Genomic DNA, 22,571 nt, shown 5'->3' with positions numbered 1-22,571 from the left:
ATAAGACAAATATTTAAATCAGGAGGTTCTGGAGATGAAAAAGTCTAAGGCCAAGTATGCAACACTTGCAGGTATCGTGTTAAGCGCAGGTATTTTATTAAGCGCGTGTGGGAATTCTAGCACAGCGTCAAAAGCATATAACTATGTTTATACTAGTGATCCATCTAGTTTGAACTATCTAGCAGAAAACCGTGCAACGACTAATGATATTGTGACTAATCTAGTAGATGGTCTCATGGAAAATGACCAGTATGGGAACTATATACCATCCTTGGCGGAGGATTGGAGTGTTTCTAAAGATGGTTTGACCTATACCTATAAACTTCGTAAAGACGCTAAATGGTATACTGCAGATGGAGATGAATATGCTCCAGTAACTGCCCAAGATTTTGTCACTGGGTTGAAATACGCTGCTGATAAAAAATCAGAAGCCTTGTACTTGGTGCAAGAATCCGTTGCAGGTTTGGATGACTATATCACTGGTAAAACAAGCGACTTTTCAACTGTCGGAGTTAAGGCTCTTGATGACCAAACAGTTCAATATACCTTGACACGACCAGAATCTTATTGGAACTCAAAAACAACTTCAACCATTCTCTTCCCAGTTAACGCTGATTTCTTGAAATCAAAAGGGGATGATTTTGGGAAGGTAGACCCATCTAGTATTTTGTACAATGGACCTTTCTTGATGAAATCTTTTGTTTCAAAATCTGTCATCGAATTCAAGAAAAATCCAAACTACTGGGATGCTAAAAATGTCTTTGTAGATGATGTGAAATTGGCCTATTATGATGGTAGTGACCAAGATGCACTAGCTCGTAACTTTGTCGAGGGGGCCTATAGCTATGCTCGTCTCTATCCGAACAGTTCAAGTTTTGAAGGAATTAAAGAGAAGAACAAGGATAATATTATCTATAGATTGCAAGAGCCTACTTCTTATTTCTTAAACTTTAACCTAGATAGAAAATCTTATAAATTCACTTCCAAGACAAGTGATGCTGAAAAGAAATCGACTCAGGAAGCAGTTCTTAACAAAAACTTCCGTCAAGCCATTAACTTTGCCTATGATCGTACAGCCTATGGGGCTCAATCTCAAGGGGAAGACGGAGCAACTAAGATTTTGCGTAACCTAGTCGTTCCTCCTAATTTTGTAACCATCAATGGAAAAGACTTTGGTGAAGTAGTATCCTCTAAGATGGTTAACTATGGTAAGGAATGGCAAGGAATCAACTTTGCGGATGCCCAAGATCCATACTACAATGCTGAAAAAGCCAAAGCCAAATTTGCAGAGGCTAAGAAAGAACTCCAAGCCAAAGGAGTCCAATTCCCAATCCACTTGGACATGACAGTTGACCAAGCTGTTAAAAAGGGTGTTCAAGAGGCAAATTCTATGAAGCAATCTATTGAAGCAGCCTTAGGTGCAGAGAACGTTGTAATTGATATTCAACAACTCACTACTGAAGATTATGACAATACAAGCTATTTGGCTCAGACAGCAGCTCAGAAGGATTATGATCTTTACAACAGTGGTTGGGGTCCTGATTACCAAGATCCTTCAACCTATCTCGATATTTTTAATACTAATAGTGGTGGTGTTCTGCAAAATCTAGGTTTAGAGCCAGGTGAAGCCAATGACAAAGCTAAGGCTGTTGGGCTGGATGTTTATACTCAAATGCTGGAAGAAGCTAACAAGGAACAAGATATTGCAAAACGTTATGAAAAGTATGCTGAAATCCAAGCTTGGTTGGTAGATAGCTCTCTAGCCATTCCAAACGTTTCCCTGGGTGGAACACCAGTATTGAGAAGAACAGTTCCTTTCTCAGAACCATTCTCACAAGCTGGTAATAAAGGTATTGAATCATATAAATACCTCAAAGTACAAGATAAGACAGTCACAAAAGACGAATATGAAAAAGCTAAAGAAAAATGGCTGAAAGAAAAAGAAGAATCTAATAAAAAAGCCCAAGAAGAATTGGCAAAACATGTCAAATAAGGATTTTTCAAGAAAAACGATGGTTTCGAAGGAAACAGTCGTTTTTTAATAGAATGATAGCGAAGTTGGAAGAAAAGTGCTTACATTTTTTAAATTGTTTTTTAAATTTATGATATAATAAATATAATAAAAAGTGATGAAAAACTACGTTCGAAAATCTTCCCAATGTTAACTGAAGTATGCACATGCTAGGATGATTTTATAGGAGGGGATGCCGTCTACTGTAAAAGTAAGATAAAACGTAACAAATGATAAGTTCTTCTTTATGTGAAGAGTTCTTATCTGCCTATTTACTAATCGTTATGGAGGTATCATCATGGGTGCTGTTATGGAGTTTGCAACAGAAAAACAGATTGAATCATTTCTCTCAATTTGCCACATTGAAGGGCAAAAGAATTTTCTGATGGCTTTCAAGAAAAAGACATGGTTGAAATCCTTTATTGATTTTTTCATTATAGGTGGTTCCTACTATGTTCAGTCGAGTGTGAAGCCTAAGATTCTGGCATTCACACCTAAGGGGATTTACTTAATGGACATCAGTGATGTAACAGAAAATCATTCTAATCACGTCGTGGAGATGCCTTGGAATCAAGTTCAAGATTTTACTTATAAGACAGTCTTGAATACAGTTAGACTTAATTGGCATTATCAAAATGAAGACTATATTTTTTCCGTGGATGTCGGTCATATTGGTCAGCATGTGGGCCAGTATCAATTTAACAAAGACCATTATGACTATTTAGCTCAACAGGATTTCTTTCGATCTAAGTAAGGCCTAGCAATCATTGTCACAAAAGAATCTGGAAGCTTTTCTGGATTCTTTTTAGCTTTACTCGATAAGTCTATAGTTTGAAACTATAACTAGCTCTTGAAAAGAAGAAAATGAGTTGATGAAAATAAGTGGTACAATAGTTACTATAGATTTGGAGGTATTGTATGAGCAAGGAATTACACATCAACACAATTTTGGCCCAGGCGGGTATTAAGTCAGATAAAGCGACAGGTGCTTTGGTGACACCGCTTCATTTTTCAACGACCTATCAGCATCCAGAGTTTGGTAAATCTACTGGATTTGACTATACGCGCACCAAAAACCCAACTCGTAGTAAGGCGGAAGAAGTCTTGGCGGCTATTGAGTCAGCAGACTATGCCCTAGCGACTAGCTCAGGAATGTCAGCAATTGTACTGGCCTTTAGTGTCTTTCCAGTAGGTAGTAAGGTCTTGGCTGTCCGTGACCTTTATGGTGGTTCTTTCCGCTGGTTCAACCAAGTGGAGCAAGAAGGCCGTTTCCATTTTACCTATGCCAATACAGAAGAAGACTTGACTGCTGAGTTGGAGAAGGACGTGGATGTTCTCTATATTGAAACTCCAACCAACCCTTTGATGTTGGAATTTGATATCGAAAAACTAGCAAAATTGGCTCATGCTAAGGGTGCCAAAGTAGTTGTGGATAATACCTTCTACAGCCCTATCTACCAACGTCCGATTGAAGAGGGAGCAGATATCGTTCTTCATTCAGCAACCAAGTATTTGGCAGGCCACAATGATGTCTTGGCTGGAGTGGTTGTGACCAATAGTTTAGAACTATACGAGAAGCTCTTTTACAATCTTAATACGACAGGAGCAGTCTTGTCTCCATTTGACAGTTATCAATTGATTCGTGGTCTCAAGACCTTGTCTCTTCGTATGGAGCGCTCAACAGCTAACGCCCAAGAAGTGGTTGCCTTTTTGAAGGATTCCCCAGCAGTTAAGGAAGTTCTCTACACTGGTCGTGGAGGCATGATTTCCTTTAAAGTAGCCGATGAAACACGCATTCCTCACATTTTGAACAGTCTTAAGGTCTTCTCTTTTGCGGAAAGTTTGGGTGGGGTAGAAAGTCTCATTACTTATCCAACGACGCAAACTCACGCTGATATTCCAGCAGAAGTGCGCCATTCTTATGGTTTAACAGATGACCTCTTGCGTTTGTCGATTGGGATTGAGGATGCTAGAGATTTGATTGCAGATTTGCGCCAAGCCTTGGAAGGATAAGACAAAGATGGGAAAATATGATTTTACAAGCCTGCCCAATCGTTTAGGGCACCATACCTATAAATGGAAAGAAGCAGAAACAGATAGTGAAGTCCTACCAGCTTGGATAGCGGATATGGACTTTGTAGTCTTGCCTGAAATCCGCCAAGCCGTGCAGACTTACGCTGATCAACTGGTTTATGGCTATACCTATGCCAGTGAAGAGTTAATTAAGGAAGTTCAAAAGTGGGAAGCCACACAACACGATTACCACTTTGACAAAGAGGCTCTTGTCTTTATCGAGGGTGTGGTACCAGCCATCTCAACAGCTATTCAATCCTTTACAAAAGAAGGCGATGCGGTTTTGATTAACACACCTGTCTATCCACCCTTTGCACGCAGTGTCAAGTTGAATAACCGCAGATTGATTACCAATTCTTTGGTGGAAAAGGATGGTCTGTTTGAGATTGACTTTGACCGACTTGAAAAGGATTTGGTGGAAGAGGATGTCAAACTCTATATTCTTTGCAACCCTCACAATCCTGGTGGACGTGTGTGGGAAAAAGAAGTCTTGGAGAAGATTGGTCAACTCTGTCAAAAACATGGTGTTTTCTTGGTTTCAGATGAGATTCACCAAGATTTGGTCCTCTTTGGTCATAAGCATCATTCCTTCAATACCATCAATCCTGACTTTAAAGAATTTGCTATCGTCTTGACTAGTGCTACTAAAACCTTTAACATCGCTGGAACAAAAAATTCATATGCAGTTATTGAAAATCCTAAGTTGAGACTGGCTTACCAGAAACGCCAGTTGGCCAATAATCAGCATGAAATTTCAGGCTTGGGTTATTTGGCGACAGAAGCTGCCTATCGCTATGGGAAGGATTGGTTAGAGGAACTCAAGCAAGTCTTTGAAGACCACATCAATTATGTAGTGGATTTATTTGGAAAAGAGACTAACATCAAGGTCATGAAACCGCAAGGAACCTACTTGATTTGGCTTGATTTTTCAGCCTATGACCTGACTGATGAAACATTGCAAGAGCTGTTGAGAAATGAAGCCAAGGTTATCCTTAACCGTGGTTTGGATTTTGGAGAGGAAGGAAGTCTCCATGCCCGTCTCAATGTAGCCATGCCTAAGTCTCTGCTGCAAGAAGTTTGTCAGCGGATTGTGACGACTTTTGCCAAACTTTAAAAAATCGTTTTTATTATTTTTTAAATATTTTTAAAAAATATTTTCACTTATAAAACACAATAGATAGAGACCTTAGAGGTCTCTATCTATATCTTGTGTTCTTGCGTCTAAAAATAGCACCATATATGGAATTTTTTGGTTAAAAAAGATTGGAGCTACTACATTTGGTGGTATGGAAAGGGGGTTTACAAAAAATAGGGATTAGGCTATAATAATTGTACAAGAACTCCCAAGGCTCCCTTTGATTAATCAATCAAATAGTTTTGTGAGGCTTTTTTTTTAGGGTGAATGATGAATACAACTGATGAAAAGATTAAGGTAAAAAATATTTCTGTCAAATATTATGCACTAGCCCCTGATAAAAACTCTTCAATGAAAGAATTTCTTGAATTTGATAAGTTGAAGAAGAAGCTTGCTAGACCAGTAAAGAAAACAGGTGCTAAAGTAATAATTAATGAGTCTGATGAGGCTTTCGCTAAACAGTTCCTTTTTCAGACAAATTATTATGATTTTTCAATATACAGAAAGTGTTTACCGAAACGAGAAGATACTACTTTTTCTTTTCAAGATTGTATTGAACTTTATGAATTCAATTCATTTTTGAGAGAAAATTTGATGAAATTTACTGGTAAAATAGAATTGTTAATCAAATCTTCTATTATCCATACTTTATGTAGCAATTATGAAGGGAATTTACAAAAAGGCGAGTGCTATTTAGATAAATCAATTTATAAAAATGAAAATGATTATCAGGAATTTATTGAAAGAATTGGAATGAGATTATTTGAATTAAAAGCTAAATCTCTTCCAATAAGTCACCATGTGAGTAATAAAGATTGCAAGTTTCCTTTTTGGGTTGTTGTACCTGAGCTGACTTTTGGAGAAACAACTAAAATAATTGAGCAGTTGAATGATAAATTTTATAGTTTATGGGTTGAAGAGTTGTTTCTTAGTAATGATTATTATAAAAATGATGCTAACATGCAGGACCATATTATATCTGCAAGTAAAAGTTGGATTTCTGCCACATGGTTTATTAGGAATGTTTGTGCACATTATGGCAGATTATACGCACGTAACTTTAATGTGGGTGTTCCAAGATTCTATACACCAGTTTTGCGGAAGATGAAAATGTATGGGAAGAAACAAGGAGATAATAAAGACTTATTTGCCTATATGCTGGCAATAAAACAAATTCTTATTTGTCATAATTCAAGCATTCATGATGAGTGGGATACCTTTATTAACGAAATTGAAAGAAAATTTATGACTAGCAGTATCATAGAAAAAACTAAAATTGGTTTTCCGGAATGCTGGAAGGATTGTTTAATAATTAAAAATGTGAATTTAAGCCAAATTGATGAAAGTAAAATTCATAATGGCGTTTTTAATAAACTGTTATTGGTTTTGAAAAAATTTTATATAAAGTTCTGAAAGTACTTAATAAAAATATGAATGAATTATATAGTAATTTCCACAAAAATACCATAATTGGTAAATTCAGCTAAAATCAGATATTTTTAAATAGTAAAATTGCTGATTTCATGCTATTTTAATTGATATAAAAACATTGAGTTAGAACTCAAAATCCAGTGTCCGCGAGGACGTGCCGGTTCGACCCCGGCCGCCGGTATAGTATAGAGGGTAACTTCTAAAACTAACTTCCAGTTTCCCACAACCTAGCTTTTAGTATGAGAAAAATGCGTGAAATCAGTGGAAATTCGTCTTAGACCAACTTCCACTTTTGGGAGAGAGATGGAAGTTACTTTGAGAAGTTACGACTTTAAAAATCTAGCCTTCTATGAGAAAAGTATCTCTAGGAGGCTATTTTCATAGGGGAAAATATGGTATAATAAAAAGATAAGGTAAAGGTAAAAATATGGCTAAATTGATTCCGGGGAAAGTCCGTATCGAAGGCGTTGCCCTTTATGAAACTGGTAAGGTTGACATTATCAAGGAAAAGAACAATCGGCTCTACGCTCGCGTTGCAGAAGAAGAACTGCGCTATAGTTTAGAGGATGATTTGGTTTTTTGTGCCTGCGATTTTTTCCAAAAGAGGGGCTACTGTGTGCATTTGGCAGCTCTGGAGCATTTTCTAAAAAATGATGAGCGTGGTCAGGAAATCTTGCAGAGTCTGGAAGAAGGTCATGAAGAAAAAGAGGCCGTTGAAACCAAGGTGACCTTGGGTGGAAAATTTTTGGAACGAATCTTATCTCCAAAATCAGACCGAGCCTATGAGTTATCTGCTGTGGGTCAGGTGGAAGCAGGAAGCAATCATATCTTGTGGACCCTGAGAATCGGGCAAATCAATAGCCAAAAATACTACGTCATTCGGGATATTCCCCTCTTTTTAAGAGTCGTCGATAAGAGAAAACCTTATATGATTGGCAAAACTTATGAGGAGTCTCTGTCTTGGGAAGACTTTGATGAAGCCAGCCAAGAACTTCTGACTTTCTTGCGGGGACTAACGGAGGAAGGATTGGCTCCAGATCTCTTTTTCCAAAACCAAGGTAGGCACCTCTTTTTTCCTCTGACCTTTTTTGAGCAGGGTGTGAATTTATTGATGGCCTTGCCTCATTTTCAATTTGACCATCAAGTGGATAGCTACCAGACTCTGCTTTTTCAGGATATGCATGCTGATGCCAATCTCTTTGCCTTTACAGTAACAGAATACTCGGATTATTTTGAAATGGAAATCAGTGAGAGTCCAAGGGTCAATGTCTTTTATCAGGGAGCAGTACTTTTCCATAAAGGTCAGATTTATTTTCTAACAGACCAGCAGATGCGTCTTCTCAAGGAAATCAAAGCGCTGCCTTTGGATCGACATGGAAAGAAATACCTGCAATTTGATAGCAGTGACCGAGATAAATTGGCTTCTAGTCTAATACTCTTTAGCCAAATGGGGACTGTTTCAGCTCCAGAACGCTTACAAATTAAAATTTTTGAGCCCTCTTTTTATTTTGATAGGGAAGAGGATAATCGGATTCGTCTAGAAATTCAGTTTGATTATGGAAATAGACAGGTATCTAGCCGACAAGAGTTAGAAGAATTACCATTTTCGAGTGATGCAGACTTAGAAGAAAGAGTTTTCCAAGTCTGTTTGGCAGCTGGATTTGAAGCGGATTTTCAATCTTGGCGTCAGGCCTTAAAAGCAGAGTCTGTTTATCATTTCTTCCATGAAATCATTCCAGCCTTTGAAAAACTCGGGAATGTTGATTTATCAGACAAGTTAGAAGAAATTTATAGCCTGGCAAGCCCTCAAGTTCAGATTGCTTCCAAGGGAGGTCTCTTGGAAATCCAATTTGATTTTCAAGATATTGCCCAAGAGGAAATTGACCAAGCCATGCAGGCCTTGGTTGCCAACAAGGATTATTACATTGATTCGTCTAATCAAGTCTACTTTTTCGATGAAGAAACCAAGAAAATTCGCCAAAATCTACAGGAATTGGGGCAGTTTGAATTAAAAGATGGGGCTTTGCAGGCTCGAAAATCCTTGGCCTACAGTTTAGCTCATCTTTTTGAAGGGCTAGACCGTGTTTCTTTTTCACAAGAATTCCAGAATCTGGCCCAGGATTTGACGCATCCAGAGGACTTTCCTTTACAAGTAACTCATGTCAAGGCTGACTTGCGAGATTATCAGGAGAAGGGAATCGGTTGGCTGCAAATGCTCCATCATTATAGTTTTGGTGGGATTTTGGCTGATGATATGGGACTTGGTAAAACCCTGCAGACCATTGCTTTTTTGACCAGTCAAGTGACAAAAGAAAGTCGGATTTTGATTTTAGCACCGTCAGGTTTGATTTACAACTGGGCAGATGAGTTTCAGAAATTTGCCCCACAGTTGGATGTAGCTGTTGTTCATGGCTTGAAAGCTAGTCGTGAAGAGATTCTTGCTGAGAGCCATCAAATCTATGTGACGAGCTATGCTACCTTCCGTCAGGACAGTGATCTTTATCAGGGGATGACCTTTGACTTCCTTTTCTTAGATGAGGCTCAGGTCATGAAAAATGCCCAGACTAAGATCGCTCAGACCTTGAGACAATTTGTGGTGCCGTCGGTCTTTGCCTTGTCAGGGACTCCTATTGAAAACCATCTGGGTGAACTGTGGTCTATTTTCCAAATCGTCATGCCAGGACTCTTACCAAGCAAGAAAGAATTTATGAAATTGCCAGCAGAGCGAGTGGCTCAGTTTATCAAGCCTTTCGTGATGCGGCGTAAGAAAGAGGAAGTTCTAACCGAATTGCCAGACTTGATTGAAGTAGTTTATAAGAATGAACTGGAAGACCAGCAAAAGGCTATTTACCTAGCCCAGTTGCAACAGATGCGAGACCGTCTAGCTCAAGTTTCAGATCAGGAATTTCAGCGAAGTCGTGTGGAAATTTTATCTGGTTTGATGCGCTTGCGTCAAATCTGTGACACTCCTGCCCTCTTTATGGAAGATTATCAGGGAGCCAGTGGCAAACTGGATAGTCTCCGAGACCTGCTGGTCCAGGTGGCAGACGGTGGACACCGTGTCTTGATTTTCTCGCAGTTCAAGGGAATGTTGGAAAAAATTGAACAAGAACTGCCAGACTTGGGCTTGACTTCCTTTAAAATTACCGGTTCGACCCCAGCCAAGGAAAGACAAGACATGACCAAGGCCTTTAACCAAGGGGAAAGAGATGCCTTTCTGATTTCCCTTAAGGCTGGTGGTGTCGGTCTAAACCTGACAGGTGCTGATACAGTGATCTTGGTTGACCTTTGGTGGAATCCTGCGGTGGAAGCGCAAGCTATTGGCCGTGCCCATCGGATGGGTCAGGAAGAAACGGTTGAGGTTTATCGCTTAGTGACCAGGGGAACCATTGAAGAAAAAATTCAGGAACTCCAAGAACAGAAGAAACATCTGGTGTCACAAGTATTGGACGGCACAGAGTCACGTGGCAGTCTGACCCTAGCAGAAATTAGAGAAATTTTGGGAATTTCTGAAGCCAGCACTTGAAAAATCAAGACAATACGCTATAATGAAGTGTTGAAAGGAAATAGAAAATGAGAGAAGAACGATTTCCATTGGTGTCAGATGATGAGGTCATGCTGACTGAAATGCCGGTTATGGACCTCTACGATGAATCTGACTTTATCAGTAATATCAGGGGAGAATACCGTGATAAGAATTATCTGGAGTGGGCCCCTATTACTGAAGAAAAACCAGTAAAACCGATTGAAAAGCCCGTAGAGAAGCCTAAGAAGGCTGGTTTAGGAGTTAAAAAAGAAGGAAAGAGCTATGCGGAGGTGGCGCGTGAAGAAGCGCGTGCGGACTTGAAAAAGAAACGCTCAGCAAGTTATCTGACTAAGGATATTACTCCTACAAGGCGCCCTTCTCAGCAACGTTTGGATAGACATGGTAATCAACCTACCGCGCCTTTCCAAAAGGAAAATCCTGGCGAATTTGTCAAATATAGTCAAAAATTGACCCAGTCTCATTACATTTTGGCCGAAGAAGTGAACAATATGTCGACTCAAGCTGAGCCAAAAGAAACTTCAGGCCCAAAGAAAAACAATTATGATTTTCTGAAGAAGAGCCAAATCTACAATAAAAAGAATCAACAAAAAGAACAAGAACGTCAGGTGGCCCAAGAGTTGAATCTGACAAGAATTACGGAATAGGGGAGAAAACATGTCAAAGACATATCATTTTATCGGAATTAAGGGATCAGGTATGAGTGCCTTGGCCTTGATGTTGCACCAAATGGGGCATAAGGTACAGGGTTCAGATGTTGAAAAGTACTACTTTACTCAACGTGGTCTTGAGCAGGCAGGAATTACCATTCTTCCTTTTGATGAAAAGAATCTAGACGGTGATATGGAAATTATCGCTGGAAATGCCTTTCGTCCAGATAACAACGTCGAAATTGCCTATGCGGACCAAAATGGCATTAGCTACAAACGCTACCATGAGTTCCTAGGTAGCTTTATGCGCGACTTTGTTAGCATGGGAGTTGCTGGAGCGCACGGAAAAACTTCAACAACGGGTATGTTGTCTCATGTCTTGTCTCATATCACAGATACTAGCTTCTTGATTGGAGATGGGACTGGTCGTGGATCAGCTAATGCCAAATATTTTGTCTTTGAATCAGACGAATATGAGCGTCACTTCATGCCATACCACCCAGAATACTCTATCATCACTAACATTGACTTTGACCATCCAGATTATTTCACAAGTTTAGAGGATGTATTCAATGCCTTTAACGACTATGCCAAACAAATTACCAAGGGTCTCTTTGTCTACGGTGAAGATGCTGAATTGCGTAAGATTACGTCTGATGCTCCGATTTATTACTATGGTTTTGAAGCAGAAGGTAATGACTTTGTCGCTAGTGATCTTCTTCGTTCAACAACTGGTTCAACCTTCACAGTTCATTTCCGTGGACAAGAATTAGGGCAATTCCACATTCCAACCTTTGGTCGTCACAATATCATGAATGCGACAGCCGTTATTGGTCTTCTTTACACAGCAGGATTTGATTTGAACTTGGTGCGTGAACACTTGAAAACATTTGCTGGTGTTAAGCGTCGTTTCACTGAGAAAATTGTCAATGACACAGTGATTATCGATGACTTTGCCCACCATCCAACAGAAATCATTGCAACCTTGGATGCGGCTCGTCAGAAATACCCAAGCAAAGAGATCGTAGCAATCTTCCAACCGCATACTTTTACAAGAACTATTGCCCTGTTGGACGAATTTGCCCACGCTTTGAATCAAGCGGATGCAGTTTACCTAGCGCAAATTTATGGATCTGCTCGTGAAGTAGACCATGGTGATGTTAAGGTAGAAGACCTAGCCAATAAAATCAATAAGAAACACCAAGTTATCACTGTTGAAAATGTTTCTCCACTCCTAGACCATGACAATGCTGTCTATGTCTTTATGGGAGCAGGAGATATCCAAACCTATGAATACTCATTTGAGCGACTCTTGTCTAACTTGACAAGCAATGTTCAATAGGATTTTCCCATGGAAATTCCAATTAAGATCATTCAGGCAAGTAAGTCTGATTTGGCTGAGATAGAGGAACTTCAGGCTTCATCTTTTCCAGCTGAAAAGCAGCAACCTTCCCATATTTTAGAAGAAAGTATCCGTAAGTGTGCGGATACCTTTCTTCTAGCTAGGGATGAAAATCAGCTTCTGGGCTATGTTCTAGGTGGTCCTTACCCACACAATCCGCAATGTCTAGAAATACATTCTTTAGTCATCGAGGCTGACCATCAGAGACAGGGCTTGGGAACGCTTCTTCTTGCGGCTTTGAAAGAGGTGGCAGTAGTGCTGGATTACAAAGCTATTCGTTTGAAGAGTCCTGATGAGCTGCTTTCCTATTTTGAAATGAACGGTTTTATTGATGAAGAAGAAGTAACTTCGCTTTATGCAGCTAGTCAAGGTTTTAGTATGATTTGGTTTAATCCCTTTTATCTGGAGGAACAATGAAAATCAGGAAGGCAAGATTAGAAGATTTGGATCGTATCGTTGAGATTGAACTAGAAAATTTCTCTGCTGAAGAGGCTATTCCTCGCTCTATTTTTGAGGCGCATTTGCGAGAAATTCAGACCTCGTTTCTGGTTGCAGAAAAAGAAGGCAGAATCATGGGGTATATAGAAGGGCCAGTTGGACCACACCGCCATCTGCAAGACCAGTCTTTTACAGAAGAGATAGAAGATCATAGTCATGAGCCGGGTGGGTATATCTCTGTGACCTGTCTTTCAATTGCCAAAGAAGCACAGGGCCTTGGACTTGGTCAAAAATTACTAACAGCCTTGAAAGAACTGGCTCTTGAACACGAAAGAGAAGGCATTAATCTAACCTGTCATGACTATCTCATCGCCTACTACGAAAGGCATGGATTTGTCAATGAAGGCCAGTCTCAGTCAACCTTTGCAGGGGGAACTTGGTATGATATGGTCTGGGAAGCTAATACTCTTCGAAAATCAAATTCAAACCACGTCAGCGTCGCCTTACCGTACTCAAGTACAGCTTGCGGCTAGCTTCCTAATTTGCTCTTTGATTTTCATTGAGTATAAAAAATAAGTCAGAAAAGCATGCTAGGTTGCTTTTCTTTCGTTTTTAAGATATAATATTATGGATTGTCAACGAGGAGGATAAACTTTTGAGTGAAAAGCCAAGAGAAGACGAAAAATTAAGCTTTAAAGAGCAAATTTTACGTGATTTAGAAAAAGTAAAACAATATGAAGGGATTCGTCAAGAGGCCGCTGAACTTGATGAAAAAAATCAGCTTTGTCTGTCCCTGACACAAAAATTGCTGATGAAGAAGTGATGAATGCATCCCTATCAGCTGTTGAAAAAATTATGGAGAATGCACCACGTGTTCCACAGCATCCTAGTGAAGATGTGCCTGCATCACCGGCGGAGGAATTGAGAGAGGAAGCTCCAATCGTTCCTAGTCACCCTAGTCAAGATGTTCCAGCTTCACCAGCTGAAGCAAGTCCATCAAGACCGGTTCCAGGACCAGATGTCAATCGTCCACAAAAGGTCGAAAGAGATTTGAACACAACTCCAACAAGAGTAGCTGTTTCTTATAAAACTGAAGAACCAAAAGAGACACAAGCAGAAGCGCCAAGACCTGAACCGGTCGTCGAAGCGAAAGCTGTTGACGTGATTTCTGAAACTCCACGTCGTAGTCGTCGTGAGACAGTTAAACCTGTTAAGAAGAAAAAATCACATTTGAAAGCTTTCTTCATTTCTCTATTGATTTTCCTTGCCTTGATTTCAGCAGGTGGTTACTTTGGTTACCAGTATGTTCAATCATCTTTATTACCAGTTGATGCAAATTCTAAGGAATATGTAACGGTTCAAATCCCAGAAGGATCCAATGTCCAAGAGATTGGATCAGCACTTGAACATTCTGGTGTGATTAAACACGGAGTGATTTTTGCTTTTTATGCTAAGTATAAGAATTATTCAGATTTGAAGTCTGGATATTACAATTTGCAAAAGAGCATGAGTACAGAGGATATCATCAAAGAACTCCAAAAAGGTGGTACTCCTGAACCTCAAGAACCATCACTTGCAGATTTAACCATTCCAGAAGGATATACCATTGATCAAATCGCCCAAGCTGTAGGCCAATTACAAGGTGAATTTAAAGAACCTTTGACAGCGGAAGCCTTCTTGGCTAAGGTGCAAGATGACAACTTTATCAGTCAAGAAGTTGCTAAATATCCAAACCTACTTGAAAGCTTGCCAACGAAAGAAAGTGGAGCTCGTTACCGTTTGGAAGGTTATCTTTTCCCAGCGACCTACTCTATCAAGGAAAGCACAACTATTGAAAGTTTGATTGATGAGATGCTGGCAGCTATGGATAAGACCTTGACTCCGCACTATAGTGCAATCAAGTCTAAAAACTTAACAGTTAATGAATTGCTAACAATTGCTTCACTTGTTGAAAAAGAAGGAGCTAAGACTGAAGATCGTAAGTTGATTGCAGGTGTCTTCTACAATCGTTTGAATCTTGGTATGCCACTTCAAAGCAATATTGCAATCTTGTATGCCCAAGGGAAACTTGGCCAAAATATTAGCCTAGCAGACGATGCTGGAATTGATACATCAATTAATTCACCATACAATGTTTACACCAAACCTGGTTTGATGCCTGGTCCTGTAGATAGTCCAAGTCAGGACGCGATTGAAGCAAGTATCAACCAAACTAAGAGTGAGAACCTCTACTTTGTAGCCAATGTTACAGATGGTAAAGTCTATTACGCAGTTACTCAGGAAGAACATGATCGGAATGTAGCTGAGCACGTCAATAGCAAGCTTACTCAAAATAGTAGTTCAAACTAAGACTACAAAAATGAGAATCTCAGATAGAGATTCAATACTATCGAAAGAAAGTTGAGAAAAATGGCAGAAAAAACATATCCTATGACCCTAGCGGAAAAGGAAAAACTTGAAAAAGAATTAGAAGAATTGAAATTGGTCCGCCGACCAGAAGTGGTAGAACGCATTAAGATTGCCCGTTCCTATGGTGACCTTTCAGAAAACAGTGAATACGAAGCGGCTAAGGATGAACAAGCCTTTGTTGAAGGACAAATTTCTAGCTTAGAAACAAAAATCCGCTATGCTGAAATCGTCAATAGCGACTCAGTTGCCCAAGACGAAGTAGCGATTGGTAAAACAGTCACTATTCAAGAAATTGGTGAGGACGAAGAAGAAGTTTATATTATCGTAGGTTCAGCTGGTGCAGATGCCTTTGCAGGAAAGGTTTCAAATGAAAGCCCAATTGGACAAGCCTTGATTGGCAAGAAAACAGGTGACACAGCAACCATTGAAACACCTGTTGGTAGCTATGATGTAAAAATCTTGAAGGTTGAAAAAACAGCCTAATGATTAAAGGGAGTAGAAGGAGGGAAACGCCCTACTTGCTCCCTTTTAGGTTTAAAAAGAATTGGAGACTATATGAGTTCAAAGAAGAAAAAAAACAAGATGGAGCGTGGTCTGACTAATCGTCACGTGCAGGTTATGGCCATTGCAGGAACAATCGGAACAGGACTCTTTCTGGGAGCGGGTCGCTCTATCAGCCTAACAGGTCCTTCCATTGTACTGATTTATATGATTACTGGGGCTTTCATGTTCCTCATGATGCGTGCTGTTGGTGAAATGCTTTACCAAGACCCTGAGCAACATACCTTTATCAACTTTATCACACGCCATTTGGGTAAGGGCTGGGGCTATTTCTCGGTTTGGTCTTACTGGCTATCTGTTGTCTTTATCGGTATGGCGGAAATCACTGCTATCGCACATTATGTGCAATTTTGGTTCCCAACTTGGCCGAGTTGGATGATTGAGATTGGATTTTTGACCATTCTAGCCTTGGTCAATCTGATTGCGGTGAAGCTCTTTGGAGAAGTTGAGTTTTGGTTTGCTATGGTCAAGATTGTGGCTATTTTAGCCATGATTGCAACAGGGGTCTTTATGGTCTTGACAGGCTTTAAGACACCTCATGGAGTAGCAAGTTTGGCCAATATTGTTGACAATTTCTCCCTCTTCCCAAATGGTGGAGTAAACTTTGTCATGGCCTTCCAGATGGTGTTCTTTGCCTACCTTATGATTGAGTTTATCGGGGTCACAACTTCTGAAACCAAAAATCCACGTCAGGTCTTGCCAAAAGCCGTTAAGGAAATTCCTTTGCGTATCGCCTTTTTCTACGGTGGTGCCCTCTTAGCCATTATGGCTATCATTCCTTGGCGTGAACTGGCTTCTGCTGATTCACCTTTTGTTACAGTATTTGAATTGGCCGGTGTCAAGTGGGCGGCAGCCTTGATTAACTTCGTCGTTTTGACCTCAGCAGCATCTGCTCTTAACTCAACCCTTTATTCAACAGGGCGCCATTTGTACCAGATTGCTCATGATTCGCCAAATCCATTCTTAAAGGCTATCAAGGCAGATACTCTTTCTCGCCACAATGTGCCACAAAATGCCATCATCGCTTCAGCAATCTTGATTGCTCTAGCAGCCTTTATCAACGTCTTGCCAGGAGTTTCCGATGCTTTTGCCTTGATTACGGCATCATCATCAGGTGTCTATATCGCCATTTATATCTTGATTATGGTGGCTCACCTTAAATACCGCAAGTCACCAGACTTTATGGCGGATGGCTATCTCATGCCCCATTATCGTTTCCTAAATCCTTTAACCATGCTCTTCTTTGCCTTTGTCTTTGTAACCCTCTTTTTACAAGAGTCTACATTTGTGGGAGCAATTGGATCAGCTATCTGGATTATCGGTTTCGGTATTTATAGCCAGTGGAAATTTAGAAAATAGATTAAGGACTCATCAACTCAGGTTGGTGAGTTTTTGCTAGTTTGACAGTCTATTGAAATAAGACTATAATCAAGCTGTAACAGTATTTAAGGAGGTTTAGATGTACTTTAGATTGGAAAATAAGGAATCCCATAAATCACAAGAAATAGGGAACCTGATTCGTGTTTATAACCGTTCAAAAAGAGAAGAAGCTGAAAGTGAGCCACTTAATCTTTATGTCGAAGATGAAAAGGGCAATCTTCTGGCAGGCTTAGTAGCAGAGACTTTTGGAAATTGGTTGGAAATTGAGTATTTGTTTGTAAAAGAGGAACTGCGAGGGCAAGGAATCGGTTCAAAACTATTGCAGCAAGCAGAAACTGAAGCTAAGAATCGAAACTGTCGTTTTGCTTTTGTCAATACTTACCAGTTTCAAGCTCCTGATTTTTATAAAAGGTATGGCTACAAGGAAGTCTTTGCTTTGCAAGACTATCCCTACACAGGAAAAAGATTTTATTACCAAAAAGATTTGTAAGGTGAGTATGAAGGTATAATACGAAGAGAGACTCGCACATGAGTATAGAGGCGGACTGATGGATATAATATTGGATATGAGCAATGTTTAAGGAGATTCTCGATCAGTAGCAGTTATAATCTACAAATTGTGTCTGTCTAGACGATATGGAGGACAATACAATCGCAGCTGAGACATTAGATGTGAAATCTTACGATGCCGTCGATTTTTTGAAAAAAATTGAATAAGCAGAAAACTCTCTATCATTTAGGTGGTAGAGGTTTTTTGTTAATAAAATTTTACAAAATGACATTTATATATTGCATTAAGTTAGATATATGATATAATAATGTTGAAAAGAGGCGCAACTTTTTAAAACTATAAGGAGGACGCAGGTGGCTAAAAATTTAAAATTAAAATTAGCTCGGGTTGAGCTTGATTTAACACAAGGTCAACTGGCAGAGGCTGTTGGTGTGACACGCCAGACTATTGGTTTGATAGAGGCTGGAAAATACAATCCCAGTCTCTCGCTCTGCCAGTCCATTTGCAGATGTTTAGGGAAAACCCTAGACCAATTATTTTGGGAGGAAGAAGATGGTAAATAAATTTATTCATTATCAATTACTTGACGAAAGAGAAGAACAACTAATCAATAAAGCTGGGGCAGAGTCTTTTTCACTCTTTATTGGGCTTGTACTTCTAAGCTATTTGGTGGCTGTATTGGCTCCATCTCTTTTTAATCCGAATTTTCTAGTCTATACTCTGATAGTAGGGATTTTCTTCTTTTTCAATCGTGCCCGTTATCTGGGAGTGACCTACTATAGTCGTTTTCATTTTACGATTTTGGGTTGTTTTTTCCTAACCTTGGCTATTACGGCTCTTTTGATGTTACAGAATTATCAATTCAACATAGAAATTTATCAGCACAATCCTTTGAACGTTAAATACCTATCTGCTTGGGCAATTACTTATGTCATTTACCTTCCCTGGGTCTTTATTGGCAATCTTGGTCTTAAGAGCTATGGCGAATGGGCTCAGAAAAAGTTTGAACAAGATATGGATGAACTGGAGAGTGGAGAATAGCTTGTTACTCTTTTCTCAATCCAGCTAAAATGTGATATAATAGTACTAATTTATTGGAATACATGAAAGTTCTTGAAAATTTTCATGGGTTTCTAGCTAAGGAAGTAGGAAAAGTATGTATCCAGATGATAGTTTGACATTGCACACGGACTTGTATCAGATTAACATGATGCAGGTTTACTTTGACCAAGGGATTCACAATAAAAAGGCGGTCTTTGAGGTGTATTTCCGCCAACAGCCTTTTAAGAATGGCTATGCGGTTTTTGCAGGTTTGGAAAGAATTGTGAATTATCTTGAAGACTTGCGTTTTTCAGATAGTGATATTGCCTATTTGGAATCGCTAGGCTATCATGGGGAATTCTTGGACTATCTCCGCAATTTCAAGTTGGAGTTGACCGTTCGTTCTGCCCAAGAAGGGGACTTGGTTTTTGCTAATGAACCGATTGTGCAGGTGGAAGGCCCTCTAGCCCAATGTCAGTTGGTCGAAACGGCTCTTTTGAACATCGTTAACTACCAGACTCTGGTGGCGACTAAGGCAGCTCGTATTCGTTCGGTTATAGAAGATGAACCCTTGATGGAGTTTGGGACACGTCGGGCTCAAGAGATGGATGCGGCCATCTGGGGAACACGCGCAGCGGTGATTGGTGGTGCCAATGGAACCAGCAACGTGCGTGCGGGTAAACTCTTTGACATTCCTGTTTTGGGGACCCATGCCCACGCCTTGGTACAGGTTTATGGTAACGATTATGAAGCTTTCAAAGCTTATGCTGCGACCCACAAAAACTGTGTCTTTCTTGTGGACACCTATGACACCCTTCGCATCGGTGTACCAGCTGCCATTCAGGTGGCGCGTGAGCTGGGTGACCAGATTAACTTTATGGGTGTTCGGATTGACTCTGGGGATATTGCCTACATTTCCAAGAAAGTCCGTCAGCAACTGGACGAGGCTGGATTTACAGAGGCTAAGATTTATGCTTCTAATGATCTAGATGAAAATACCATCCTAAACCTCAAGATGCAAAAGGCCAAGATTGATGTCTGGGGTGTGGGAACTAAGCTGATTACAGCCTATGACCAGCCAGCTCTTGGGGCAGTTTATAAGATTGTTGCCATCGAAGATGAAAATGGCAACATGCGCAATACCATTAAATTGTCAAACAATGCGGAAAAAGTATCAACACCTGGTAAGAAGCAGGTTTGGCGTATTACCAGTCGTGAAAAAGGCAAGTCAGAAGGAGACTATATCACTTATGATGGCGTAGATGTTACCAGCATGACAGAAATCAAGATGTTCCATCCTACTTATACCTACATCAAGAAGACCGTTCGTAATTTTGATGCCGTTCCTCTCTTGGTGGATATCTTCAAAGACGGAAAATTGATTTACAACTTGCCTAGCTTGACTGAGATTCAGGCTTATGCTCGTAAGGAATTTGACAAGCTTTGGGATGAATACAAGCGCGTGCTCAATCCTCAGCATTATCCAGTGGATTTGGCGCGTGATGTATGGCAAGATAAGATGGACTTGATTGACAAGATGCGCAAGGAAGCCCTCGGTGAAGGAGAAGAAGAATGAGTTTGCAAGAAACGATTATCCAAGAGTTGGGTGTGAAACCAGTGATTGATGCCCAGGAAGAAATTCGTCGTTCTATTGATTTCTTAAAAAGATATCTGAAAAAACATTCCTTCCTAAAGACCTTTGTACTAGGGATTTCTGGGGGACAAGATTCAACCTTAGCAGGACGTTTAGCTCAATTAGCTATGGAAGAACTGCGAGCAGAAACAGGAGATGACAGCTACAAATTTATCGCTGTCCGCCTGCCTTATGGAGTGCAAGCTGATGAAGCAGATGCTCAAAAAGCCCTAGCCTTCATCCAGCCAGATGTCAGTTTAGTGGTGAATATCAAGGAGTCTGCAGATGCTATGACAGCTGCAGTTGAAGCGACAGGAAGTCCTGTTTCAGATTTTAACAAGGGCAATATCAAGGCTCGTAGTCGTATGATTGCTCAGTATGCCCTTGCTGGTTCTTATAGCGGAGCGGTCATTGGAACAGACCACGCCGCGGAAAATATCACAGGTTTCTTTACCAAGTTTGGTGACGGTGGTGCAGATATTTTACCCCTTTTCCGCCTTAATAAGCGTCAAGGAAAACAACTCTTGAAGGAACTTGGTGCAGACCCAGCCCTTTATGAAAAAATCCCAACGGCAGACCTAGAAGAAGACAAACCAGGTCTAGCTGACGAAGTAGCCCTCGGAGTCACTTATGAAGAGATTGACGACTACCTAGAAGGAAAAACAATCAGCCCAGAAGCCCAAGTAACAATCGAAAACTGGTGGCATAAAGGCCAACATAAACGCCACCTACCCATCACCGTATTTGATGACTTTTGGGAGTAAGAACCTCCAGTGGAGGTTCTTACCCCGAGCATGGAAACAAGTAAGCGAGGAAGGTCCGGGGGACCTTTTTAGCTTATTACCTTGAAATTCAAAAGCAAAGTAAATTTAAATTGAGGTTGGGCAGAGAATCATCTATCAGAAAGCGAGGTAGCGTCATGAAAGCAATCGGTACGCAAATATTACAGACAGAACGTTTGATTTTAAGAAGATTTGTGGAGAGTGATGCAGAAGCTATGTTTCAGAATTGGGCTTCATCTGCTGAGAATCTAACCTATGTCACTTGGGATCCCCATTCTAATGTCGAAATCACTCGAAACTCGATTCGAAATTGGGTTACCTCCTATACCAATCCCAACTATTACAAATGGGCCATTTGTCTCAAAGAAAAGCCAGAGCAGGTGATAGGAGATATCAGCATCGTTGCAATAGATGAGAACGATTCTTCTTGTGAAATTGGCTATGTGCTAGGCAAGGCTTACTGGGGACATGGTATGATGACAGAGGCCTTGAAAGCTGTTTTGGACTTTTGTTTTACTCAAGCAGGTTTTCAAGAAGTCAAGGCACGTTATGTCAGTCTCAATCCAGCTTCAGGTCGTGTCATGGAGAAGGCTGGAATGTCCTATCTAAAGACTATTAGCAATGGTGTAGAGAGAAAAGGCTATCTTGCGGACCTTATTTATTATCAGATAAGTAGGGAAGACTAGTGAATTTTCTTTTAGGTTTCCATCAAAGTCAGACTGTGTCTGGCTTTTTTTGCAACATTTTTACATAACCTGATTAAATTCCTATTTTTCCCTATCATTGTCTCTGTTTTTTCTGGAGTTTTGGGACTATAATAGTTCTATCAAATCAAAGAATGGAGGAAGGCAATGGATACGATTATCTTTTTTATCAGTGTTTTTCTTGCTGGAATTCTTTCCTTCTTTTCTCCTTGTATCTTACCCTTGTTACCGGTCTATGCAGGGGTCTTGTTGGATGACAAAGATGGTGCTCAGGCTTCTAGTGGCAAATTTTCAATCTCACTTGTCAGTTTATTGCGAACTCTGGCCTTTATAGCGGGTATTTCTTTTATCTTTATCTTACTGGGATATGGTGCTGGTTTTTTAGGAGACCTTTTGTATGCCTCTTGGTTTCAGTATGTGACGGGTGCGGTTATCATTCTCTTGGGCCTGCACCAGATGGAAGTCTTACATTTGAAGGGACTCTATAAGGAAAGAAGGCTACAATTGAAGAGACAGGGGCAAAAGGGTAAGGGCTATAGTCAGGCATTTTTACTGGGATTGACCTTTAGTTTTGCTTGGACGCCATGTGTGGGACCGGTTCTGGGCTCTGTTTTGGCCTTGGCGGCTTCAGGTGGTTCAGGTGCTTGGCAGGGAGCTGGTCTCATGTTGATTTACACGCTGGGTTTGGCGCTACCATTTTTGGTTCTAGCTCTGGCCTCCAGCTATGTTTTGAAACATTTCCGAAAACTTCATCCTTATCTAGGAACCCTCAAAAAAGTGGGTGGTTTCCTCATTATCGTGATGGGAATCTTGGTGCTTTTGGGAAATGCTTCCATTTTGACTACATTATTTGAATAGAGAGGAAG

At 40.3% G+C, this 22,571-nt stretch carries 20 protein-coding genes and 1 pseudogene; all 21 read left to right on the top strand.

Translation table 11 applies throughout. From position 1 onward, the window contains the following. Positions 1-34 precede the first annotated feature (34 nt). The 21 genes and pseudogenes from SK637_RS06940 to ccdA2 all read left to right on the top strand — a co-directional run bounded on the left by SK637_RS06940 (position 35) and on the right by ccdA2 (position 22,563). Complete coding sequence (locus tag SK637_RS06940; RefSeq protein WP_033689117.1) at positions 35-1,993, top strand: peptide ABC transporter substrate-binding protein; 1,959 nt, start codon at positions 35-37, stop codon at positions 1,991-1,993. 316 nt (positions 1,994-2,309) lie between these two features. Beyond that, on the top strand, positions 2,310-2,765 hold the full coding sequence (locus tag SK637_RS06935; RefSeq protein WP_033689115.1) for a hypothetical protein: 456 nt from the start codon (positions 2,310-2,312) through the stop codon (positions 2,763-2,765). A 164-nt stretch (positions 2,766-2,929) separates the two neighbouring features. Further along, positions 2,930-4,024, top strand: coding sequence for a cystathionine gamma-synthase (locus SK637_RS06930; protein ID WP_033689114.1), 1,095 nt, complete (start codon positions 2,930-2,932; stop codon positions 4,022-4,024). Between the two features lie 7 nt (positions 4,025-4,031). Next, entirely contained in the window at positions 4,032-5,198 is a 1,167-nt protein-coding gene (locus tag SK637_RS06925) for a MalY/PatB family protein (RefSeq protein WP_033689113.1), read from the top strand. Positions 5,199-5,489: 291 nt separating this feature from the next. After that, positions 5,490-6,632 carry an Abi family protein gene (locus tag SK637_RS06920; RefSeq protein ID WP_033689112.1) on the top strand — a complete coding sequence of 381 codons (1,143 nt, stop codon included), beginning with the start codon at positions 5,490-5,492 and terminating at the stop codon, positions 6,630-6,632. Positions 6,633-7,077: 445 nt separating this feature from the next. Next, positions 7,078-10,176, top strand: a complete 3,099-nt coding sequence (locus tag SK637_RS06915) for a pilus expression-regulating Snf2 family helicase (protein WP_033689111.1) — start codon at positions 7,078-7,080, stop codon at positions 10,174-10,176. Positions 10,177-10,223: 47 nt separating this feature from the next. Beyond that, a complete protein-coding gene (zapJ, locus tag SK637_RS06910) occupies positions 10,224-10,841 on the top strand; it encodes a divisome accessory protein ZapJ (protein WP_033689109.1) in 618 nt (205 codons plus the stop codon). A 10-nt stretch (positions 10,842-10,851) separates the two neighbouring features. After that, positions 10,852-12,186 (top strand): UDP-N-acetylmuramate--L-alanine ligase, encoded by a 1,335-nt coding sequence (gene murC / locus SK637_RS06905; RefSeq protein ID WP_033689108.1) that lies wholly within the window; start codon positions 10,852-10,854, stop codon positions 12,184-12,186. A 9-nt stretch (positions 12,187-12,195) separates the two neighbouring features. Continuing rightward, complete coding sequence (locus SK637_RS06900) at positions 12,196-12,663, top strand: GNAT family N-acetyltransferase (RefSeq protein WP_033689107.1); 468 nt, start codon at positions 12,196-12,198, stop codon at positions 12,661-12,663. Beyond that, positions 12,660-13,217, top strand: a complete 558-nt coding sequence (locus tag SK637_RS06895) for a GNAT family N-acetyltransferase (RefSeq protein ID WP_033689106.1) — start codon at positions 12,660-12,662, stop codon at positions 13,215-13,217. Before SK637_RS06900 ends, SK637_RS06895 begins: the two co-directional genes overlap by 4 nt. 122 nt (positions 13,218-13,339) lie before the next feature. Beyond that, a pseudogene (locus SK637_RS10345) lies at positions 13,340-13,421 on the top strand (UDP-N-acetylmuramate--alanine ligase); the annotation flags it as partial. A 46-nt stretch (positions 13,422-13,467) separates the two neighbouring features. After that, on the top strand, positions 13,468-15,033 hold the full coding sequence (mltG, locus tag SK637_RS06890) for an endolytic transglycosylase MltG (RefSeq protein ID WP_414717188.1): 1,566 nt from the start codon (positions 13,468-13,470) through the stop codon (positions 15,031-15,033). Between the two features lie 60 nt (positions 15,034-15,093). Continuing rightward, positions 15,094-15,576 carry a transcription elongation factor GreA gene (greA, locus tag SK637_RS06885; protein WP_000818750.1) on the top strand — a complete coding sequence of 161 codons (483 nt, stop codon included), beginning with the start codon at positions 15,094-15,096 and terminating at the stop codon, positions 15,574-15,576. Between the two features lie 72 nt (positions 15,577-15,648). Further along, complete coding sequence (locus SK637_RS06880; RefSeq protein ID WP_033689105.1) at positions 15,649-17,013, top strand: amino acid permease; 1,365 nt, start codon at positions 15,649-15,651, stop codon at positions 17,011-17,013. 100 nt (positions 17,014-17,113) lie between these two features. Further along, positions 17,114-17,524, top strand: coding sequence for a GNAT family N-acetyltransferase (locus SK637_RS06875; protein ID WP_078351920.1), 411 nt, complete (start codon positions 17,114-17,116; stop codon positions 17,522-17,524). A gap of 374 nt (positions 17,525-17,898) precedes the next feature. Then, positions 17,899-18,108: a helix-turn-helix transcriptional regulator gene (locus SK637_RS06865; protein WP_001107500.1), complete on the top strand. Its 210-nt coding sequence runs from the start codon at positions 17,899-17,901 to the stop codon at positions 18,106-18,108. Then, a complete protein-coding gene (locus SK637_RS06860; RefSeq protein WP_000247408.1) occupies positions 18,098-18,586 on the top strand; it encodes a DUF6773 family protein in 489 nt (162 codons plus the stop codon). The genes SK637_RS06865 and SK637_RS06860 overlap by 11 nt, the downstream gene beginning before the upstream one ends. Positions 18,587-18,701: 115 nt before the next feature. Beyond that, a complete protein-coding gene (locus tag SK637_RS06855) occupies positions 18,702-20,162 on the top strand; it encodes a nicotinate phosphoribosyltransferase (protein WP_033689104.1) in 1,461 nt (486 codons plus the stop codon). Beyond that, entirely contained in the window at positions 20,159-20,983 is an 825-nt protein-coding gene (gene nadE, locus SK637_RS06850) for an ammonia-dependent NAD(+) synthetase (protein WP_033689103.1), read from the top strand. The genes SK637_RS06855 and nadE overlap by 4 nt, the downstream gene beginning before the upstream one ends. Positions 20,984-21,138: 155 nt before the next feature. Further along, on the top strand, positions 21,139-21,687 hold the full coding sequence (locus SK637_RS06845; RefSeq protein ID WP_033689102.1) for a GNAT family N-acetyltransferase: 549 nt from the start codon (positions 21,139-21,141) through the stop codon (positions 21,685-21,687). A 165-nt stretch (positions 21,688-21,852) separates the two neighbouring features. Next, positions 21,853-22,563, top strand: a complete 711-nt coding sequence (gene ccdA2, locus SK637_RS06840) for a thiol-disulfide oxidoreductase-associated membrane protein CcdA2 (RefSeq protein ID WP_033689100.1) — start codon at positions 21,853-21,855, stop codon at positions 22,561-22,563. Positions 22,564-22,571: the final 8 nt, after the last annotated feature.

It is taken from the genome of Streptococcus mitis (assembly GCF_000722765.2).
Taxonomy (GTDB): Bacteria; Bacillota; Bacilli; order Lactobacillales; family Streptococcaceae; genus Streptococcus; species Streptococcus mitis_AQ.
This window is presented reverse-complemented; position numbering and strand designations above follow the sequence as displayed.

Bases quoted from the DNA above. Each gene is read 5' to 3' on its own strand.
- SK637_RS06940 (WP_033689117.1), top strand. From the start codon at position 35: ATGAAAAAGTCTAAGGCCAAGTATGCAACACTTGCAGGTATCGTGTTA.
- SK637_RS06920 (WP_033689112.1), top strand. From the start codon at position 5,490: ATGAATACAACTGATGAAAAGATTAAGGTAAAAAATATTTCTGTCAAA.
- SK637_RS06860 (WP_000247408.1), top strand. From the start codon at position 18,098: ATGGTAAATAAATTTATTCATTATCAATTACTTGACGAAAGAGAAGAA.
- greA (WP_000818750.1), top strand. From the start codon at position 15,094: ATGGCAGAAAAAACATATCCTATGACCCTAGCGGAAAAGGAAAAACTT.
- nadE (WP_033689103.1), top strand. From the start codon at position 20,159: ATGAGTTTGCAAGAAACGATTATCCAAGAGTTGGGTGTGAAACCAGTG.
- zapJ (WP_033689109.1), top strand. From the start codon at position 10,224: ATGAGAGAAGAACGATTTCCATTGGTGTCAGATGATGAGGTCATGCTG.
- SK637_RS06875 (WP_078351920.1), top strand. From the start codon at position 17,114: ATGTACTTTAGATTGGAAAATAAGGAATCCCATAAATCACAAGAAATA.
- SK637_RS06895 (WP_033689106.1), top strand. From the start codon at position 12,660: ATGAAAATCAGGAAGGCAAGATTAGAAGATTTGGATCGTATCGTTGAG.
- SK637_RS06880 (WP_033689105.1), top strand. From the start codon at position 15,649: ATGAGTTCAAAGAAGAAAAAAAACAAGATGGAGCGTGGTCTGACTAAT.
- SK637_RS06915 (WP_033689111.1), top strand. From the start codon at position 7,078: ATGGCTAAATTGATTCCGGGGAAAGTCCGTATCGAAGGCGTTGCCCTT.
- SK637_RS06900 (WP_033689107.1), top strand. From the start codon at position 12,196: ATGGAAATTCCAATTAAGATCATTCAGGCAAGTAAGTCTGATTTGGCT.
- SK637_RS06935 (WP_033689115.1), top strand. From the start codon at position 2,310: ATGGGTGCTGTTATGGAGTTTGCAACAGAAAAACAGATTGAATCATTT.
- SK637_RS06930 (WP_033689114.1), top strand. From the start codon at position 2,930: ATGAGCAAGGAATTACACATCAACACAATTTTGGCCCAGGCGGGTATT.
- murC (WP_033689108.1), top strand. From the start codon at position 10,852: ATGTCAAAGACATATCATTTTATCGGAATTAAGGGATCAGGTATGAGT.
- SK637_RS06855 (WP_033689104.1), top strand. From the start codon at position 18,702: ATGTATCCAGATGATAGTTTGACATTGCACACGGACTTGTATCAGATT.
- SK637_RS06925 (WP_033689113.1), top strand. From the start codon at position 4,032: ATGGGAAAATATGATTTTACAAGCCTGCCCAATCGTTTAGGGCACCAT.
- SK637_RS06845 (WP_033689102.1), top strand. From the start codon at position 21,139: ATGAAAGCAATCGGTACGCAAATATTACAGACAGAACGTTTGATTTTA.
- ccdA2 (WP_033689100.1), top strand. From the start codon at position 21,853: ATGGATACGATTATCTTTTTTATCAGTGTTTTTCTTGCTGGAATTCTT.